The following is a 19287-nucleotide window of genomic DNA, read 5'->3' on the forward strand; positions in this document are numbered from 1 at the left end:
GCCCATTCTCGGCCCCCGCAGTCTCACCGTGTTCCTCCCGGCATCGCGGTGCTGATGATGATCTTCGCGTCGATCGAGCCGTCCGCACCCTTATCGCCCTGCACCATGACCATGTCACCAACCGGTAGATCGGCCGCCTTGGACGCCGTCAGCGAGATCACCTGAGTCTTATCGGTGGTGCGCACCGTGACCTTGGATCCGCCCAGGGTATCCAGGGTCAGCTGGCCGCCGGAATTGGCGGAAATAGTGCCCATGGTCGCGCCGAGGGAATCGATGCCGCCCAGCCCCGGAATGCTCGGGATGATCTGGGTCGGTGTCGGCCCACCCGACGGGGCCGAACCGGTGGGGCGGCCCGCAGTCGGAAACGCCGAGGTGCTCGCGGCGCTGGTCGACGAAGAATCCTTACCGCCGAGCACCACACCAGCGACCACGCCGACCGCGCCGATCAACAGGATCACGCCGAGACCGAGAGCGATCCACAGGCCCGTATTGCGCTTATGCGGCGGCTGCTGGTCGGGCGGTAGCGGCGCACCCGGCGGACCCGGCGGATACTGTGCGCCCGGCTGGGCATACGCACCGACCTGGGCCGGATCTTGCGACCCAGCCCACGGTTCGCCGTACGAGCCCCACTGCGGCTGGCCCTCATACGGCGGGAATTCCCTGGTTGCGTTGGGGGGCGGCGGCGCCCACTGATCGAATTGTTCGGTGGACGGATAGACCGACCCCGCACCGCCCGGCCCATACGCCTCGGTGTACTCCGCCGTATGCGACGGCTGCTCGAACCCCGACTTACCCGGCGGACCGATATGTTCCGTCGGCGCATCCTCCGGTCGCTGTGCCCAAGGATCGTGGGGATTCGTCATGGCCTCCAGGGTAGGCTGTGACACTTTGCCGCGCCTGCGGCGCGGCGTGTTCGCGGCCCCCTGGTGTCTCGCGTCCGAGCCGTCGAGACTCGGGCCTTCGGCCCATGCGCTTCGACGACTCGGACGCGAGACGGGCCGCGAACAGTCGCTCATAAGACTCGCTCCGTCGGGGGCACCGATGCGCGGATCGTTGCGCGCCCCACGTACCGCCGGCCTGCCGGATGAGATCCGCGCCTGGGCCGCAGGTGCTTCGACAACTCTCGGCCGAGTTCGACGGCAACGCCCCCCACACCGACGCGAGACGGGCCGCGAACAGTCGCTCATAAGACTCGCTCCGTCGGGGGCACCGATGCGCGGATCGTTGCGCGCCCCACGTACCGCCGGCCTGCCGGATGAGATCCGCGCCTGGGCCGCAGGTGCTTCGACAACTCTCGGCCGAGTTCGACGGCAACGCCCCCCACACCGACGCGAGACGGGCCGCGAACAGTCGCTCATAAGACTCGCTCCGTCGGGGGCACCGATGCGCGGATCGTTGCGCGCCCCACGTACCGCCGGCCTGCCGGATGAGATCCGCGCCTGGGCCGCAGGTGCTTCGACGACTCTCGGCTGAGTTCGATGCCCTTCACGCGGACGCGGAGACGGGACGCGAGGGGGCGCTCGAAGACCAGCTCGGCCGTGGCCACCCCGAGGCGGCCCGGCTGCGGATTGATCGCGAGCCGGGACGCAGGGGCGGGACGGGGTCAGCCGCGGCCGACGATCAGGCCCTCGCCGTTCGGGGTGACGTTGACGGCGACGGTGTCGCCGTCGGTGACCTCACCGGCGAGCAGTTCCTTGGCGAGGGTGTCGCCGATGGACTGCTGGATCAGCCTGCGCAGCGGGCGGGCGCCGTAGACCGGGTCGTAGCCGCGCACCGCGAGCCAGAACCGGGCCGAATCGCTGACGTCCAGTTTCAGCCGGCGCTGCGACAGCCGCTTCTGCAGCTGGTCGAGCTGGATATCGACGATGGATTCCAGCTGCTCCTCGTCGAGGGCGTGGAACATGACCACATCGTCGAGGCGGTTCAGGAACTCCGGTTTGAAGGCCGAGCGGACCGCGTTCATGACGAACTCCTGATCGCCACCCGCACCCAGATTCGAGGTGAGGATGAGGATGGTGTTGCGGAAGTCCACCGTGCGGCCCTGTCCGTCGGTCAAGCGGCCCTCGTCGAGCACGGCGAGCAGGATGTCGAAGACATCCGGATGCGCCTTCTCGATCTCGTCGAAGAGCACCACGGTGTACGGCCTGCGCCGCACTGCCTCGGTCAGCTGACCGCCCTGGTCGTAACCGACGTAGCCGGGCGGGGCGCCGACCAGCCGAGCGACGGAATGCTTCTCGCTGTACTCGCTCATATCGATGCGGACCATGGCGCGTTCGTCGTCGAACAGGAAGTCCGCCAACGCCTTTGCCAGCTCGGTCTTACCGACACCGGTCGGACCGACGAACATGAACGAACCCGTCGGCCGGTTCGGATCGGCGACACCGGCGCGGGCCCGGCGCACCGCATCGGAGACCGCCTGCACCGCCTCGGCCTGGCCGACGACGCGCTTGCCCAATTCCTGCTCCATCCGCAGCAGCTTCTGGGTTTCGCCCTCCATCATGCGGCCGACCGGAATACCGGTCCAGGCCGAGACCACCTCGGCGATATCGTCGGGGCCGACCTCCTCCTTGAGCATCACTTCGCCGTCACCGGCTGTCGCGGAAACCTTTTCGGCCTCGGCCAGCTGCTTCTCCAGCGCCGGGATCCGCCCGTAGCGCAGTTCGGCGGCCTTGCCGAGATCACCATCGCGTTCGGCGCGCTCGGACTCACCGCGCAGGGATTCCAACTCCTCCTTGAGGACTCGGACCTGATCGATCGCGCTCTTCTCGTTCTGCCAGCGCGTCATCAGCTGGCTGAGCTTCTCGCGGTCGTCGGCGAGTTCCTGGCGCAATTTCTCCAGGCGCTGCCCGGAGGCCGCATCGGTCTCCTTCTCCAGCGCGACCTCTTCGATCTCGAGGCGGCGTACTGCGCGCTCGACCTCGTCGATTTCCACTGGGCGCGAGTCGATTTCCATGCGCAGCCGCGAGGCCGACTCGTCGACCAGGTCGATCGCCTTATCCGGCAGGAACCGGGAGGTGATGTAGCGGTCGCTGAGCGTGGCGGCGGCCACGAGCGCCGAGTCGGTGATGCGCACACCGTGGTGCACCTCGTAGCGCTCCTTGATGCCGCGCAGGATGCCGATGGTGTCCTCCACCGACGGTTCGCCGACCAGCACCTGCTGGAAGCGACGCTCCAGGGCGGCGTCCTTCTCGATGAACTTGCGGTACTCCTCCAGCGTGGTGGCACCGACCAGGCGCAGTTCACCGCGGGCGAGCATCGGCTTGATCATATTGCCCGCGTCCATGGCGGATTCGCCGGTCGCGCCAGCGCCGACGATGGTGTGCAGCTCATCGATGAACGTGATGATCTGCCCCGCACTGCTTTTGATCTCCTCGAGTACGGCCTTGAGCCGCTCCTCGAATTCACCGCGGTACTTCGCGCCCGCAACCATCGCACCCAGGTCGAGCGAGACAACGGACTTGCCGCGCAACGACTCCGGCACGTCACCGGCCACGATGCGCTGGGCCAAACCTTCGACGATCGCGGTCTTGCCGACGCCGGGCTCGCCGATGAGCACCGGATTGTTCTTGGTGCGCCGGCTCAAAACCTGTACGACGCGGCGGATTTCGGTATCGCGGCCGATAACCGGGTCGAGCTTGCCGGATCGGGCCGCCGCGGTGAGATCGGTCGAATACTTCTCCAGCGCTTGGTAGCTGCCCTCCGGATCCGGACTGGTCACCCGTGCACTGCCGCGCACGGCGGTGAACGCCTCGCGCAGCGCGTCGGGGGTCGCGCCGTACTTCTTCAGCAGCATGGTCACGTCCGAGTCGCCCTCGGCCAGCCCGACGAGGACGTGTTCGGTCGAGACGTATTCGTCGCCGAGTTCGGTGGCCAGGCGCTGGGCGGCGGTAATCGCGGCCAGCGCTTCTCGGCCGAGTTGCGGTGTGGTGGTCGCACCGGTCGCGTGCGGCAGCTTGTCCACGATGTCCTGCGCCCCGCGTCGAACCGTCGCCGGATCTACCGCGACGGCCTTGAGCAAGGGGGCGGCGATGCCATCGGTTTGATCCAGCAACGCCACCAGCAAGTGCGCCGGACGAATCTCCGGATTGCCCGCGGCCGAGGCGGCCTGCAGGGCGGCGGTCAGGGCCGCCTGGGTCTTGGTGGTGGGATTGAACGAGTCCACAGGTCACCTTCCTACTAGTCGATGTGCGGTACCGAGCTCGCATGAATCCACGCGGTTGCACGGCGCGGTTCGGACCGCTTCGCATCGTTCAACGTCCGAAAGGTTGAGTCTGTTCCACTCAACTTTACTTTCTTGAACGAACCGCACCGGTTCGCCCGACACCTGAACAGACTCGTGATGAACGCTACGCCGCGACACTGCCGAATGGCATCAATCACAGGGTCTATGGCATAAGGGTGCCTACGATGGCCTTTGCCGTTGATTGATGCACCACAATCCAGCCCGAATCAAGGAGCAATGGATGCGCGCGATCGTGGTACGAAGCTTCGGAGCAGCACCCGAATTGGCCGATATGCCGGTGCCCGAACCGGGCGCGGGTGCGGTCCGAGTGCAACTGGAGGCGGCCGGCGTCAACCCCTTCGACCAGAAGATGGCCAGCGGCATTCTGGATGGCAAGCTGCCGCACGACTTCCCGATGATCCTCGGCGTCGACGGCGCGGGCACGGTGTCCGCGGTCGGCCGCGGCGTCACCGCATTCGCCGTCGGCGACCGGGTCGTTGGCAAGTTCCTGTTCCCGCCCGTCGGCCACGGCAGCTTCGCGGAGTATGCGGTGCTGCCCGAGAACGCCACGCTGGTCCGGATCCCGGACCAGGTCCCGACCGTGGCGGCCGCGGCCCTGCCGACCGCGGGCGTCACCGCACAGGACATCGTCGACGCCAGCAAGATCGAACCCGATCAGACGGTATTGATCATCGGCGCGACCGGCGGTGTCGGCTCGTTCCTGGTACAGCTGGCGAATATGGCGGGCGCGCACGTCATCGCGACGGCACGCGGCGCGGCCGCCGACCAGATGACCCGGCTCGGCGCGGCCGAAACCGTCGACTACACCCTGGGGCCGGTCACGGCGCAGATCGCCGCCGCACATCCCGACGGGGTCGACGTTCTCTTCGACCTGGTGAGCCCACCCGCGGCACTGGTCGAGCTGACCAGGCTGGTCCGCGACGGCGGCACGGTCTACTCCACCATCTGGGCCGCCGACGAGCACGCGCTGCGCGACCGCAGGATCAAGGGGGGCAATATCGAATCCTCCGGTCGGGCACCCGAATTGGCCCGCCTGCTCGATCGGGTCGCGGAGGGCGATGTGGTGGTGCCGATCGATGCCACCGTCCCGCTGGCCGAGGCCGCCACGGTTATCGGCGCCGCGGGGGCGCGCGGCAAAACCGTACTAGCCATCTGAAACGGCCGAATATCATCGTGAGGGCCCGCCACAAGCCATCCCGCCCGCCCGAATTCGGCCTCTTCCTTATTCCGGAGGCCGATAACTATCCGCAGCTCACCGAACTGACGACCTACGCCGAGACCGCCGGACTCGATCTGATCGGCATCCAGGACCATCCCTACCAGCGCCGCTTCTTCGACACCTGGACCCTGATCACCGGCCTCGCCATGCGGACCGAACGGCTCACCTTTTTCCCCGACGTCGCCAACCTGCCGCTGCGCAATCCGGCCGTACTCGCGAAATCCGTTGCTTCGCTCGACATCATGACCGGCGGCCGGATTCAGCTCGGACTCGGCGCTGGCGCGTTCGCGGATGCGATCGCCGCCATGGGCGGTCACCACCTGAGCGCAGGCCAATCGGTACAGGCACTGGGCGAAGGCATCGCGGTCATCCGCGCCATGTGGAGCGACGAACGCTCGGTCCGGATCCCCGGCACCTTCCATCTACTCGCCGGAGCCCATCCCGGCCCCCGGCCCCAGCACGATCCGGGCATCTGGCTCGGCGCCAAGGGATCGCGCATGCTGACCCTGACCGGACAGCGCGCCGACGGCTGGCTGCCCTCGGCGGCCTGGGCACCGCCGGAGTTCCTGACCGAGGCGGGTAAGCGCATCGACGATGCCGCCGCCGCTGCGCAGCGCGATCCGCGCGCCATCCGGCGGATCTACAACGTCTCGGGCACCATCACCGGTGACGGCACCGACCACGGTTTCCTCGAGGGCCCGCCCGAGCGCTGGGTCGACGACCTGTCCGCCCTGTACCGCGACCAGCGCGTCGACGCATTCATCTTCTGGCCGACCGAAGGCGATCCCGTCGAACAGGTGCACCGCTACGCCGAATCGGTCGCCCCCGCGGTGCGCGCCAACGTCGCGAGTTGACCCAGCGGTAACCCGCCTGCCACGCTGTTCGCTTATCCTGCATGTCAGGCCCACAGCGGACCCGATTTGCCCACGGATTACCGTTGGCACGGTCGTGATCGGCCATACCCACACGACCACGGGATTTTCAGGGATACTTGACGGCGGAGGACCGCCGGTTACGGACACGTCCCTGGGCAGCACATATAGAGGGAAAGGAAGCTCCACGTCGTGGATGCGCGTTCGGCAGCGCTGGTCCGCGCCAACTTCCGTTCGGTGATCGAGTCGCCGCACGGACCCGAGCGGTTGGCCAGTGCATTCTATGGTCATCTGTTCGCGGAGAAACCACAGTTGCGGGAGTTGTTCCCGCCTGCGATGGAGATGCAGGCCAAGCGCCTGGTGACCGCCATCCATTACGTACTCGACAATCTCGAGGACTGGGGACGGGCACAGAAGTTCTTGGAACAGTTGGCACGCGATCACCGCAAATACGGTGTGCTCGCCGCGCACTACGATATCGCGGGGCGGGCACTGCTGGCCGCCTTCCGGGTCTTCAACGGTCCGATGTGGAATCGCGCACTCGAAGAGGGCTGGCGCGACATCACCATTCTGATCTCCGCCTCCATGGCCATCGGCGCCAACTCCGACAAGTCGCAGCCGTACTGGGATGCGACCGTCGTCGGCCATCGCCGGGTGCTCGAGGATCTGGCCATCGTGCGGCTGCAGACCGATAGCCCGATCCCCTATCAGGCCGGGCAGTACGTGCCGATCTCGGTGCCGCAGCGGCCGAAGATGTGGCGCTACCTGTCGCCCGCCATACCCTCGAATCCCTACGGCGAGATCGAATTCCACATTCGCAAGATCCGCGGCGGCTGGGTCAGCCCGGCCCTTGTCAACGAGACCCGGGTCGGCGACCGGTGGATGATCGCGGGTCCGCTCGGCGGTCTGCATATCGATCGTGAGAGCGCCCGCGACGTGCTGCTGATCGGCGCGGGCACCGGTATCGCCCCACTGCGCGCACAACTGATCGAGATGGGTCAGCGCGGTATCAACCCTCGCGTGCACTTCTTCATCGGCGGGCGCTACCCCTGCGATCTCTACGACGTCGAGAACATGTGGCAGCTCTCGCAGAGCAATCCGTGGCTGACCGTGGTCCCGGTGTGTGAACAGAAGACCAACCCGTGGTGGTATTCGCATCCGCCGCAGGAAGAGCCGTACGGCATGCACCGCCGCCTGATCGGAAATCTGGGCGCGGTGGTCGCGAGCTTCGGTTCCTGGGCCGACCGGCAGATCCAGATCGCCGGGTCGGCACGCATGATCGCCGACACCCGCCGCGCCCTGATGGCGGTCGGCACCCCAGAGTGGGCAATCAGCTCAGATCCCGTGTGAGAGAAGCAATGACAACAAATCCGAGCCCGCTCGGCAATGGTGCCGCGCCCGAATGGAAGGCGACCGTGGTCGGTCACCATCGGCTGCGCCACGATATCGCGGTGATCCGGCTGATCGGCGAGTACGTCCCGTTCCTCGCGGGTCAATCCGTCGAGGTCCGGGTGCCGCAGCATCCCGGCATGCGCCGCAGGTTCTCTCCCGCCCTGCCCCCGTCCCTGGACGGCAAGATGGAGTTCCATGTGCGCACGGTGCCCGGCGGCTGGTGCAGTGCCAGCATCGTTGCCGACACCAAACCCGGCGATGAATGGCACATCGGTTCTCCCCTAGGCACTTTCAATGTCGACCCGGACGGTGACGAGGTGGTGATGATCGCGGGCGGCACCGGCCTGGCCCCGATGCGCGCCCAGATCCTCGACCTCGCCCGATACGAGGATCCGCCGCCCACCTATCTGTTCGTCGGCGGCCGCTCACCGCGCGACCTGTACGCCGACGATATGCTCTTCCTGCTGGCGAACGAATTGCCCTGGCTCACTGTGATTCCCGTCGTCGAGAGCCCGGAGGACCCCGGCTGGGTCGACGAATGGTACGAGCATTCGCGGGTGGATATCGGATTCCCGCTCGACGATATGCTCTTCGGCACAGTCGCGGATGTGGTCGGTTCGCACGGCGCGTTCGACAACCATCAGGTGCTGGTCTGCGGCTCCCCCACTATGGTCCGGGTAACCCTGGATCGACTGGTCGAAACCGGAACCCCTACTACCGCAATACAATTCGAAGGACTCTGATCGACAGCCCGACCCCGACCGAGCGAGCCCTACGAGCGACATTCGCCCGTCTCGCGTCCGAGTCGTCGAAGCGCATGCGACGCAGTCGCGAGTCTCGACGGCGCCGCTAGCGACTTGCTTACAGGTCGCTCGAAAGGGGCACCCGTGAGACAACAGGTGGCCGCGAACAGGCCGCCCCGCAGGCGCTGCCATTCAAAACAGCGGGTCGTGGCGGATGTTCTTGGTCTGGGTTCCGGCGGCCATCAAGCGGAATTTGGTGGTCTGCACCATCGAGGGTGAGCCGACGATCTGCACATCCCGGTCGGACCAGGGGCCGTAACTGGCGACGACCTTGCCGATCTGGCCGGTCACTCGAGCCTCCAGACCCGGCCAGATGTATTCGGGTTCGCCGGGATCCAGGTACCACCACGGGTTTTCATCGCTCTCGGTGACCGGGGTTACGGTGAGCCATTTATTGGCGGTGGCCAGTTGGCTCAGGATCTCCAGATCATAGAGATCACAGGGATGATGTCCGCCGACGAACAGATGCACCCGAGGATTGATGCGCCGTTGTGCCATCGCCATGATCTGGGCGCGCAGGGGTGCGATGCCGGTACCGCAGCCGACCATCAGCATTTTGCGTTTCACATTGCGCGGTATACCGAGTCCGCCCAGGGGTGAACCGAGTAACCACTGGTCACCGACGGCGGTGTTGCCGACGATGGCCGGGCTGACCCAGCCGCCGAGCACCCCGCGGATATGGAATTCGATCTCTCCGTTCGCATTCGCGGGCACCGCCGGGGACATATAGCGCCACATCCGCGGCCGGGATGGGATCTGCACGCTGATGTACTGGCCCGCGGCGTACTGCATCGGCTGATTCAACTGCAACCGCACGACGGCGAGGTTGCGCAGCACCTCGCGGCGCTCGACGACGGTCCCGCTCCAGACCGGTGGCGTCGATTCCTCTTCGGCCGCACCGATCATGGTCTCGCCGATGATCTTCAGGCCTTCGTCCCAGGCCCGATCGACCTCGTCGGTCCACATCTCGGTGCCCGCGAAGATCCGCATCGCGGTCTTCAATGAGGTGGCGACGGCGGTGTAATGCGCCGCTTGCACGCCGTATTTGCGATGATCGCGCCCGAGTTGGGCAAGGAATGGCAACAGTTTGTCCGGCTCCTCGAGCCGATCGAGCGCATAGGAGATCGCCTTGACCAATCGGTCCCGCTGCGCATCCATTGCCGCGGGGAAAAAGTCCCTGGCGGCGGGGTAGTCGGTGAAAAGGATTGCGTAGAACGAACTGGCCAGCTTGGCCTGACCCCCCTCCTCCGCAGCAACCGCCTTGAACGTCGTTCTGATCAAAGCGACAGTCCGCGAATCCATTTGTGTCACAACCCCTTTTTGCACTCGAACACAAACCTTGAGCCGGCGAGTGAGGTGCTGCGGGACACTCGACAGCAGCGTTGGAACGAGTGTAGGCGAGGTTTGCCAGCTACGGAATCACTCGCATAAACATCACGTATGTAATTCCGCTGAAACCGCGATAGGCACCGCGAAAACCCTTGGAAACAAACCGAAAGAACGAACACGGCGACGAAATCCGTCACATACTCACCGATCTCGTAAGGCCCGGTATGCAAATTTCATCCCAATCAGGTTCCGAGAGCGATCCCACGGCAACCCGCGTGCCACAACCGCTCACCCGGCTATGGCAAATACCACGCACCCACCGAGCTGGCGAACGGCGCAATCACGGGTGCGATCCGGCGCATAGTTAGCTGTACCACTGTCCGCAGCAAACTTCGCAGCTCGGCACATCGTTGGCAACCCCACCATCCGCGGGCCGAAGCCGCCCGGCCTCGAACCACTTGCCGGATACCCAAATCCGGAGTCGGGAGTTTGCTCGAGTACTGCCAGCAGTTATTCGGTGCGGCATTGCGGCATAACGCATTCACCTATCGACGAAACGACAAAGGCTCCGAGCTCGGTTACGAACCGAATCCCGGAGCCTTTACTTTTGCCGTAGCGCTTATCAGCGCCGATTACGCGGCTTCCACACCACCAGTGCGGTACTGCGTTGCGGCGGCACGAGATCGGGGCGATACCCCGCGCGCAGCCGATCCAGTTCGGCCGACATGTCGGCGACCCGCTGCTGCAGCTCCTCGACCTGGTTGGTGAGTTCGATGATGCGCTTGATGCCCGCCAGATTGACGCCCTCGTCCTGGGACAGCCGCTGCACCTCGCGCAGCAGCTCGACGTCCCGTGCCGAATACCGTCGACCGCCACCCGAAGTCCGTTGCGGCGTAACCAGTCCCAAGCGGTCATACGTGCGCAGTGTCTGCGCGTGCATACCCGCCAGCTGGGCCGCGACCGAGATCATGAAGAACTCGGCCCGCGCGGCCCCACTGGATGCCTGCTTCGGACTATCGGACATCACGCACCTGCCCATCCCGCACGTGGATCGAACCCGCTGGCCTTCTCCGCCTCCGCAAAGCGCTTGAGCGCATCGGTGGCATCGTCGTCCAGCTTCTGTGGCACGGCCACCTTGACGGTGACGAGCAGATCGCCCGCCCCGCCGCCGGGACCGCGCTTGGGCACGCCACGGCCGCGCACCCGCAGGATGCGGCCGTCCGCAGTGCCGGGTGGCACCTTGACGCCGACGCGCCCTTCCAGCGTGGGCACGGAAACCGTTGTGCCCAACACCAATTCACTGTAACTGACCGGCAGCACCAGGGTCAGATCGTCGCCGTTGCGGCCGAAGACCTTGTCCTGGCTGACGTGCACGGTGACATAGAGGTCACCCGAAGGCGCACCACGCAGCCCGGCCTCGCCCTGTCCGGCCAGCCGGATCTTCTGCCCATCGCTGACACCGGGCGGAATCCGCACCGTGATGGTGCGGGTCCGATTCTGGATGCCGCTGCCGTGGCAGTCGACACATGGATCGTCGATGATCGAGCCGGTGCCACGGCATTCGTCACACGGCTCGCTGAAGCCGAACGCACCCTGGTTGCGGCTGATCACACCGTTGCCATTGCAGACGGGGCAGACTCGTGGACTGGTACCCGGTTTGGCGCCGCTGCCGTGGCAAGTCGTACACGGCGACGGACTGGTCATCCGCAGTGGAACCGTGACCCCCTGTGCGGCCTCGCGGAACCCCAGGGTCGTCTCGGTCTCCACATCCGCGCCGCGGCGCGGGCGGCTCGCGGTCCGCGTACCGCCCCGGTTGAACAGCCCACCGAGCAGGTCACCGAGGCCACCGTCGCCCGCATTCGCCTGGCCGAAGATGTCACCGATATTGAAGTCCTGCGAGAAGCCGCCGCCCGCACCGGGGTTGAAGCCACCGCGCCCGTATCCGCCACCGGCGAACAGCTTGCGGGTCTCGTCGTATTCCTTGCGCTTGGCCGGATCCGACAGCACGGCATGCGCCTCGCTGACGGTCTTGAACCGCTCCTCGGCCTTGGTATCGCCAGGGTTGGCATCCGGATGCAAGTCACGAGCGAGCTTGCGATACGCCTTCTTGATCTCGTCCTGCGAGGCGCTGGAGGAGACACCCAGCTCCTTGTAGAAGTCCTTTTCGATCCACTCCCGTTGACTCACCGGGCATCTCCTCCTCTCGGGTTCCTATTGGTTGTTCGCATTGGCATCATCGGATGCCTCTTCTTCGACCAGATCGGCCACGCCATCGGTTACCCCGACGAGCGCATGCCGAAGCACGCGATCGCCGAACCGATAGCCCTTGCGCATGACAACACCGATCACCGGATCGTGTCCGGAGCCCTCGTGCTGCACAGCCTCGTGCAGGGTCGGGTCGAAAGGTTCACCCTCCGTACCGAAGTCCTGCAGACCCTGCTTGTGCAGTGCGTCGACGAGCTTGTCCGCGACCGACTTGAGCGGTCCGGCCTCGAGGTCGCCGTGCGCGCGCGCACGATCGAGGTCGTCGAGTACGCCGAGCAATTCGGAGACCACGGCCGCCTTGGCCGTATCGATGGTCGCTTGCCGGTCCCGCTCGACCCGACGCCGGTAGTTGGCGTATTCAGCGGTCAGCCGCTGCAGATCGGCGGTGCGCTCGGCCAGCTCCTTGGCGATGGTCTCGGCCAGGATCTCGGCGCCCCCATCGGTACCGATTACCGGTGCGGTGCCGTTCCCGGCGTCCGAACCGGCCCCCGCGGCGGCCTCGGGGGCCGCCGCAGGTTCCCGGATTTCACCTGGCTGCGCCGTATGGTCGCTGCGCTGACTCCGCTCCTGCGGATCCAGCTTTCGATTGTCGACGAAGGTGATCGGCTCCTGTTCGGAGTTTTCCTCGCTCACTTCTTCTCCGTGTCGACCGGCTCGTCCACAACTTCGGCATCCACGACCTGGTCATCGCTCGCGGAGCTCGACGCGCCGTTGCCGGACGCGGCCTGCTCGGCGGCCGATGCCTCGTAGATGGCCTGACCCAGCGCCTGCGACTCGGTCGCGAGCTTCTCCACCGCGGACTTCACAGCCGCGATATCGGTGCCCTTGAGCGCCTCGTTCGCCTCGGCGATGGCCGCCTCGACCTTGGTCTTGACGTCCGCGGGGACCTTGTCCTCGTTGTCCTTGATGAACTTCTCGGTCTGGTGCACCAGCGACTCGGCCTGGTTGCGGGTCTCGGCCTCCTCGCGGCGGGCCTTGTCCTCGGCGGCGTGCGCCTCGGCGTCCTTGACCATCCGGTCGATCTCCTCCTTGGACAGGCCGGAGCCGTCCTGGATCTTGATCGTGTTCTCCTTGCCGGTGCCCTTGTCCTTCGCGGTCACGTGCACGATGCCGTTGGCGTCGATGTCGAAGGTGACCTCGATCTGCGGCACGCCGCGCGGGGCCGGCGGGATGCCGGTCAGCTCGAACGAACCGAGCAACTTGTTGTGCGAGGCGATCTCGCGCTCACCCTGGAACACCTGGATCTGCACCGACGGCTGGTTGTCATCGGCCGTGGTGAAGGTCTCCGAGCGCTTGGTCGGGATGGTGGTGTTGCGCTCGATGAGCTTGGTCATCACACCGCCCTTGGTCTCGATACCCAGCGACAGCGGGGTGACATCGAGCAGCAGGACGTCCTTGACCTCACCCTTGAGCACACCGGCCTGCAGTGCGGCGCCGACGGCGACGACCTCGTCCGGGTTCACGCCCTTGTTGGGCTCCTTGCCGCCGGTCAGCTCGCGGACCAGGTCCGAGACGGCGGGCATACGGGTCGAGCCACCGACGAGCACGACGTGGTCGATATCGGCGACGTTGATGCCGGCGTCCTTGATCACGGACTGGAACGGCGCACGGGTGCGGTCGAGCAGGTCCGAGGTGATCTTCTGGAATTCGGCGCGGGTCAGCTGCTCGTCGAGGAACAGCGGGTTCTTGTCGGCGTCGACAGTGATGTAGGGCAGGTTGATCGAGGTGCTCTGGCTGGAGCTCAGCTCGATCTTGGCCTTCTCGGACGCCTCACGCAGGCGCTGCATGGCCATCTTGTCCTTGGTCAGGTCGATGCCGGCGCTGGCCTTGAACTTGTCGACCAGCCAGCTCACGACGCGCTCGTCCCAGTCGTCACCACCGAGGTGGTTGTCACCGGAGGTGGCGCGGACCTCGACGACGCCCTCGCCGATTTCCAGCAGCGAGACGTCGAAGGTGCCGCCACCGAGGTCGAAGACCAGGATGGTCTGTTCCTTATCGCCCTTGTCCAGGCCGTACGCGAGTGCGGCCGCGGTGGGCTCGTTGACGATGCGCAGCACGTTCAGACCGGCGATCTGGCCGGCTTCCTTGGTGGCCTGACGCTGCGAGTCCTCGAAGTACGCGGGCACGGTGATGACCGCGTCGGTGATCTCTTCGCCCAGGTAGGCCTCGGCGTCGCGCTTCAGCTTCATCAGCACGCGCGCGCTGATCTCCTGTGCGGTGTACTTCTTGTCGTCGATATCCACCGACCAGTCGGTGCCGATGTGACGCTTGACCGAGCGGATGGTGCGGTCGACGTTGGTGACCGCCTGGTTCTTGGCGGGCTGGCCGACCAGAACCTCGCCGTTCTTGGCGAACGCGACGATCGATGGGGTTGTGCGCGATCCTTCAGAGTTCGCGACGACGACCGGCTCGCCACCTTCGAGAACGGCGACGACCGAGTTCGTGGTCCCGAGGTCGATTCCGACCGCACGAGCCATGATTGTTCCTCCTAGTTGACGTAACTACTTGTATCGGTGCTGGGCGAACGATCGCCCTGCGGCCAGTTGTCCTGTGCCACGAGACCTCGCCCCGAGCACCTCACGGAGCACGGCCCCAGCAACGCTGAGCGTGGTCGGCTCAATCCTGCACCCATTCGACACCGGGCGTCAACTGAAACTTGAGCCGTAGACACTCAACCTTGCCGAACAGCTCAACCAGTGGCCAACGCGCTCTATTCCCGAACCGGGGAAAACACGGGCCGCCGAATGCGGGTTGCCCACGATCGACCGGTCCACGAGGATGGCGGCGACGGTGGCACCGATCGCCGTCGGATCCGCCGAGAGGAGTGGATGTGTCGACGAAGACACGGTCGTGGTGGGGCTGGGGCAATGTCGAGGATGCCGTCGTCGGCGCGGAGCAGGACGCGCTGACCGCACGAGTCTCGGCGATTCTGCCCGAGGCAGATCTCACACCACACGAACCACCGTCGGTCGAATCGCTCGGACTGCCCGAACCACGGGTGACCGCGCCGGATTCGCTGGCCGAGCTGGTATCGACGGATCCGGCCGATCGGGCGGCGCATGCGCACGGCCAGGCGTTTCGCGATGTGGTGCGCAATCTGCTCGGCGATGTGCGCAATGCCCCGGATCTGGTCGTTCGACCGCGTGGCGAAAACGATATCGTCGACATTCTCGACTGGGCGACCGGTGCGAATATCGCGGTAATCCCGTTCGGCGGTGGAACTTCCGTGGTCGGCGGGGTGGAGCCACGATTGCCTTGCGGCCATACCGCGAACGAATTCGCGGCGGCGATCAGCCTCGATCTCGGCGCTCTCGATCGCGTGCTGGAGATCGATCGGACCAGCCGGGCGGCGCGCATCCAGGCCGGAGTATTCGGTCCGGCACTGGAGGATCAGCTGCGCGACGCGGATCTGACGCTGCGGCATTTTCCGCAGTCGTTCGAGTTCTCGACGCTCGGCGGCTGGCTGGCCACCAGGGCCGGTGGGCATTTCGCGACGCTGTACACCCATATCGATGACCTGGTCGAATCGATGCGGGTGGTGACCCCGACGGGCACCGGCGAATCGAGGCGACTGCCCGGATCCGGGGCTGGACCGTCGCCGGACCGGATGTTCCTCGGATCCGAGGGGACCCTCGGCATCATCACCGAGGCATGGATGCGCCTACAGGACCGGCCACGGTGGCGCGCAACGGCTTCCGCGCACTTCGATGATTACGCGAAGGCGGTCGCCGCCACCAGGGCCATCGCACAGTCCGGTCTGCACCCGAGCAATTGCCGACTGCTCGACCCGGCCGAGGCATTTCTCAATGCCGGTGCCGCGACCAGCGGCGGCGTGCTGGTGCTCGGATTCGAATCCGCCGATCATCCGACGCGCACCTGGATGGAACGCGCGCTGGAGTTGGTCGCCGACCACGGTGGCACCCTGCCCGAGCCCGCGCGCTACACCGAATCGAGCACGCACCAGGCGGGTTCGGGCGCGGCCGATACCTGGCGATCGTCCTTCCTGCGGATGCCCTACCAACGCGATGCCCTGGCGGCCCGATCGATGATCACCGAAACCTTCGAGACCGCCTGCACCTGGGATAAATTCGACAATCTGAAGGCATCGGTGACCGAGGCCGCGAATGCCGCCATCCGGTCGGTCGGCGCCACCGGTGTGGTGACCTGCCGCTTCACCCATGTTTATCCGGACGGTCCGGCACCATATTTCGGCATCTACGCCGCAGGCCGTTGGGGCAGCACGCTCGCACAGTGGGACGACATCAAAGCCGCTGTCTCCGAGGCGCTCTCGGCTGCGGGCGGCACTATCACCCACCATCACGCCGTGGGCCGGGATCACCGGCCCTGGTACGACCGCCAGCGGCCCGACCCGTTCGCGAATGCGTTGCGTGCGGCCAAATCCGCACTGGATCCCGCCGGAATTCTCAACCCCGGCGTGCTGATCTGAGCTGCGAGCTCAGCACTTCTCCACCGGCCCGGCCAAGCCCGGGTGAATATTCGGGATCAGTCCGTTTCCCATCGCGGTGCGCTGTAATAGCTTGACCAGCGTCGCGCGCTCCTCAGCATCGAGTGACGCCGTCACGTCCGCATCCAATCCGGCCACGAGCTCCTCGGCCTGCGCGAGCAGCTTGTGCGCGGCGGGGAGCAGATAGACCGCGTGCGCCCGCCGGTCGGTCGGATGTTTGCGTCGCTCGACCAGTCCGCGCTTCTCCAGTTCGTCGACGAGCCCGACCATCACATTGCGATGGATCCGCTGCGCCTCGCACAGCTGCTGCTGCGATTGGCCGTCGTTCGCACTCAGTATCCGCAGCGTGCCGTAGTGGCGCGGGCTGATGCCGAGCGGCGCGAGCAGGTCGGTGAACCGGTAGGTGACATGAAATCCCAGCTGCCCGAACAGGAAGGCGGGGTGCTCGGACAGCGGCACGAAGGTCGGATCGTCGGTCACCTCCCCACCATACCTCAATTAACGCACTTTTAGTGATTGCACTCTTGATTGATAATCACTTCATGTGCATAGTTTGAGATGTCGTCACACCCCACCGACAGAAGAGAGCTCCCGTGGATACCGACATCTCCCCTGACGCAACAGCCCCACCACACCTCGACCCGCGCCGCTGGATCGCCTTCGCGGTCGTCCTTGCCGCCGGATTCATGGACCTGCTCGACGTCACCATCGTCAACGTCGCGGTGCCCAGCATTCAGACCGATCTGGACGCGCAGTACTCGCAGGTCGAATGGATCATCGCGGCGTATGTGCTGGCCTTCGCCGCGGTGCTGATCACCGGCGGCCGACTCGGTGATATCTACGGCCGCAAGCGAATCTTCCTGATCGGCATGACCGGATTCACGCTGGCCTCGGCCGCCTGCGGATTCAGCACCGATCCGACCATGCTGATCACCTCCCGATTCGTCCAGGGCGCGATGGCCGCGCTGATGGTGCCGCAGATCCTCGCGATCATCCGGGCCACCTTCCCGCAGCATGAGCGGACCAAGGCGATCGCTATCTACAGCGGTGTCGGCGGATCGGCCTCGGCGGTCGGCCTGTCGCTGGGCGGGCTGCTGGTGCAATGGGATCTGTTCGATCTGGCCTGGCGACCGATCTTCCTGGTCAATGTGCCCGTCGGCATCGCAGCATTGATCGCGGCGACCATCGTCATGAAGGATTCGCGCTCGGCCGCCCCGCCGCGGCTCGATCCGGTCGGCATGGTGCTGGCGATCTCCGCGGTATTGCTGCTGACCTATCCGCTCACCGAGGGTCGTCGATTGGACTGGCCCGCATGGACTTTCGTCATGATGGCGGCCGCAGCGGTGGCCTTCGGCGGATTCGTCGCCTTCGAGCGGCGACGCGCGCGGACCGTCGGATCCCCGCTGATCGACCTGGAGCTGTTCCGGTCCCGTCCGTTCACGGTCGGCCTCGCCAGCTGGTTGCTCTTCTGGATCGGACTCGGCGGGTTCTTCCTGGTATGGACGCTGTTCATGCAGGCGGGTCTGGGCTGGTCGGCGATGCGGGCCGGACTCACCGCCGTCTTCTTCGCGGTCGGTGCCGGCATCGGGGCCGGTGTCTCGGTGAGTGCGCTCGCGCCGCGCTTCGGCCGCATCGTGCTGGTCGCCGGTGGTGTGGTCAATGCCGCGGGATTCGGGCTGTACGGGTGGCTGGCCGCGCATTACGGTGCGTCGATCGCCTCCTGGCAGATGGTGATTCCGCTGATCATCACCGGCGCCGGATTCGGGATGGTGGTCGCGCCGACCATCGATCTGCTGCTCGGTCAGGTGCCCGCGCGGGAAGCGGGGGCGGCGTCCGGGCTGCTCAATACCGGGCAGCAGCTCGGCACCGCGCTCGGTGTCGCACTGGTCGGCGTGGTGTTCTTCGGACAGTTGGACCATGATTCGGCGCGTGGCGTCGAAGCGGTCACACCGCAGGTGCGCAGCGAACTGACCACGATCGGCCTGCCGGAACCGGCGCAGGACCAGATCATCGCGAATTTCCTTGCGTGCGTGCGCGATCGGTCCGCGCAGGTCGATCCGATGGAGGTCCCGGCCAGTTGCCAGAGCTCGGATGCGGGCAATTACGCTGTGACACAGGTGCTCACCGATGCGGGCGCGCGAGCCAACGCGGTGAATTTCGCCAACACCTTCGAATACACGCTGTGGTACGGAATCGGTCTACTTGCCGTCATGTGCCTCGGCTTCCTCGTCCTGCCCAAGGACGCACGGCTCGAGCACCATGAAATCGACGATCCTTTGGAACTGGTACCGACAGGAGTCTGAGATGAAAGTACTTGCCATCGGCCGTGACCGAACGGTCGTGAACTCCGCGACCAAGTTGTTGCGCGCCAACGGTTTCGCCACGGTGGGCACAGTCTCCGATGCGGACGCGCTGTTCGCGCTCGACACCGGCGAGATCACCAATCTGATCATCGGCGGTGGCGTGGAACCGAAGTCACGTGCGGCACTCGAGCAGCGGGCGGCCGCACAGCACGTCACGGTGCACGAAGCCGAGCGCGGCGGCCGCAGCATCGAGGAGTACCTGAACGACGTGGTGATCCCGACGCTCGAGCGTCAGTAGTACTGAGACGGCGGCTCCCGTATCCACACGGGAGCCGCTCACCCGCACGCTGCAGCGTCCGGCAGGCGATGGACTGGTCGAGCGCACTGTCCACGGTG

The 19287-nt window shown here is 65.9% G+C and carries 15 protein-coding genes; 7 read left to right on the top strand and 8 right to left on the bottom strand.

Annotated elements, in window-relative coordinates:
• Positions 1–23: 23 nt before the first annotated feature.
• Together ACQP1G_RS44300 and clpB are read right to left on the bottom strand one after the other, a co-directional pair.
• The gene (locus tag ACQP1G_RS44300) at positions 24–863 is read right to left on the bottom strand and encodes a DUF5666 domain-containing protein (RefSeq protein ID WP_433196445.1); all 840 of its coding nucleotides are present in this window, start codon (positions 861–863) and stop codon (positions 24–26) included.
• Between the two features lie 740 nt (positions 864–1603).
• Positions 1604–4162 (bottom strand): ATP-dependent chaperone ClpB, encoded by a 2559-nt coding sequence (gene clpB / locus ACQP1G_RS44305; protein WP_433196447.1) that lies wholly within the window; start codon positions 4160–4162, stop codon positions 1604–1606.
• A 301-nt stretch (positions 4163–4463) separates the two neighbouring features.
• Between clpB and ACQP1G_RS44310 the strand changes: the two genes are divergently transcribed.
• The 4 genes from ACQP1G_RS44310 to ACQP1G_RS44325 all read left to right on the top strand — a co-directional run bounded on the left by ACQP1G_RS44310 (position 4464) and on the right by ACQP1G_RS44325 (position 8469).
• A complete protein-coding gene (locus ACQP1G_RS44310; RefSeq protein ID WP_433196449.1) occupies positions 4464–5399 on the top strand; it encodes an NADP-dependent oxidoreductase in 936 nt (311 codons plus the stop codon).
• A 17-nt stretch (positions 5400–5416) separates the two neighbouring features.
• On the top strand, positions 5417–6316 hold the full coding sequence (locus tag ACQP1G_RS44315; RefSeq protein ID WP_433196451.1) for an LLM class flavin-dependent oxidoreductase: 900 nt from the start codon (positions 5417–5419) through the stop codon (positions 6314–6316).
• Positions 6317–6526: 210 nt separating this feature from the next.
• Positions 6527–7684, top strand: a complete 1158-nt coding sequence (locus ACQP1G_RS44320) for an FAD-binding oxidoreductase (protein WP_433196453.1) — start codon at positions 6527–6529, stop codon at positions 7682–7684.
• Between the two features lie 8 nt (positions 7685–7692).
• Entirely contained in the window at positions 7693–8469 is a 777-nt protein-coding gene (locus ACQP1G_RS44325) for an FAD-binding oxidoreductase (protein WP_433196455.1), read from the top strand.
• 192 nt (positions 8470–8661) lie between these two features.
• On the opposite strand, the gene ACQP1G_RS44330 is transcribed toward ACQP1G_RS44325, so the two are convergent.
• The 5 genes from ACQP1G_RS44330 to dnaK all read right to left on the bottom strand — a co-directional run bounded on the left by ACQP1G_RS44330 (position 8662) and on the right by dnaK (position 14600).
• The gene (locus ACQP1G_RS44330; protein ID WP_433196457.1) at positions 8662–9831 is read right to left on the bottom strand and encodes an FAD-binding oxidoreductase; all 1170 of its coding nucleotides are present in this window, start codon (positions 9829–9831) and stop codon (positions 8662–8664) included.
• Between the two features lie 649 nt (positions 9832–10480).
• Positions 10481–10882 carry a heat shock protein transcriptional repressor HspR gene (locus tag ACQP1G_RS44335; RefSeq protein WP_433196459.1) on the bottom strand — a complete coding sequence of 134 codons (402 nt, stop codon included), beginning with the start codon at positions 10880–10882 and terminating at the stop codon, positions 10481–10483.
• Positions 10882–12045: a molecular chaperone DnaJ gene (gene dnaJ / locus ACQP1G_RS44340; RefSeq protein WP_433196461.1), complete on the bottom strand. Its 1164-nt coding sequence runs from the start codon at positions 12043–12045 to the stop codon at positions 10882–10884. Before dnaJ ends, ACQP1G_RS44335 begins: the two co-directional genes overlap by 1 nt.
• 24 nt (positions 12046–12069) lie before the next feature.
• Positions 12070–12756, bottom strand: coding sequence for a nucleotide exchange factor GrpE (gene grpE, locus ACQP1G_RS44345; RefSeq protein WP_433196463.1), 687 nt, complete (start codon positions 12754–12756; stop codon positions 12070–12072).
• A complete protein-coding gene (gene dnaK / locus ACQP1G_RS44350) occupies positions 12753–14600 on the bottom strand; it encodes a molecular chaperone DnaK (RefSeq protein ID WP_433196465.1) in 1848 nt (615 codons plus the stop codon). Before dnaK ends, grpE begins: the two co-directional genes overlap by 4 nt.
• A gap of 353 nt (positions 14601–14953) precedes the next feature.
• On the opposite strand from dnaK, the gene ACQP1G_RS44355 reads away from it, so the two are divergent.
• A complete protein-coding gene (locus ACQP1G_RS44355) occupies positions 14954–16570 on the top strand; it encodes an FAD-binding oxidoreductase (RefSeq protein ID WP_433196467.1) in 1617 nt (538 codons plus the stop codon).
• A gap of 9 nt (positions 16571–16579) precedes the next feature.
• Here the strand turns inward: ACQP1G_RS44355 and ACQP1G_RS44360 are convergent, their stop codons facing one another.
• Complete coding sequence (locus ACQP1G_RS44360; RefSeq protein WP_433196469.1) at positions 16580–17068, bottom strand: MarR family winged helix-turn-helix transcriptional regulator; 489 nt, start codon at positions 17066–17068, stop codon at positions 16580–16582.
• A 113-nt stretch (positions 17069–17181) separates the two neighbouring features.
• On the opposite strand from ACQP1G_RS44360, the gene ACQP1G_RS44365 reads away from it, so the two are divergent.
• Positions 17182–18891: an MFS transporter gene (locus ACQP1G_RS44365; RefSeq protein ID WP_433196471.1), complete on the top strand. Its 1710-nt coding sequence runs from the start codon at positions 17182–17184 to the stop codon at positions 18889–18891.
• A gap of 1 nt (position 18892) precedes the next feature.
• On the top strand, positions 18893–19189 hold the full coding sequence (locus ACQP1G_RS44370) for a hypothetical protein (RefSeq protein ID WP_433196473.1): 297 nt from the start codon (positions 18893–18895) through the stop codon (positions 19187–19189).
• Positions 19190–19287: the final 98 nt, after the last annotated feature.

The sequence above is a fragment of the Nocardia sp. CA-107356 genome, assembly GCF_050946365.1.
Taxonomy (GTDB): Bacteria; Actinomycetota; Actinomycetes; order Mycobacteriales; family Mycobacteriaceae; genus Nocardia.